Here is a 702-nt window from a genome sequence, read left to right on the forward strand (position 1 = left end):
AACCATCACCCTGCAAGGCGAGACCATGGGCACTACCTATACCGTCAAATACCTTTCAGATGGTCAAGACAAACTCCCCTCCCCCGCCGAAATACAAAAACGCATTGATGACGCGCTTAAAGAAGTCAACCGGCAAATGTCTACCTACCAGACCGATTCCGAAATCAGCCAATTCAACCAGCTGCGCACCGTCAATCAGGCCATGCCCATTTCCCAAGACTTTGCCTATGTAACCGGCGAAGCCTTGCGTTTAAACAAATTGACGCACGGCGCACTGGACGTAACCGTCGGCCCTTTGGTCAACCTTTGGGGATTCGGCCCGCAAAAAGAAATCACGCACGAACCGACTGCACAAGAAATCCAACATGCTTCAGAAATGGTCGGTACGGACAAACTCAAACTTTCCCAAGATGGTCAGCAGCCTACACTCGCCAAAACCCATCCCGAAGTCTATTTAGACCTATCCTCCATCGCCAAAGGTTTTGGCGTGGATAAAACCGCCGCCGAACTTGAAAAACTCAATATCGGCAATTATTTGGTAGAAATCGGAGGCGAGTTACATGGCAAAGGCCACAATGCACAAGGCAATCCTTGGCGTATCGGCATCGAGCAGCCCAATATCGTTCAAGGCGGCGCCACTCAAATCACCATTCCATTGGACAATAAATCACTGGCCACATCCGGCGACTACCGCATTTTCCA

General features: G+C 50.3%; 1 protein-coding gene. It reads left to right on the forward strand.

The annotated features are described in order from the left end of the window. A partial coding sequence (locus tag ACTHUR_RS14240) for an FAD:protein FMN transferase (RefSeq protein ID WP_440399208.1) occupies positions 1–702 on the forward strand: 702 nt, incomplete at both ends.

The sequence above is a fragment of the Neisseria sp. P0021.S007 genome (assembly GCF_051956855.1).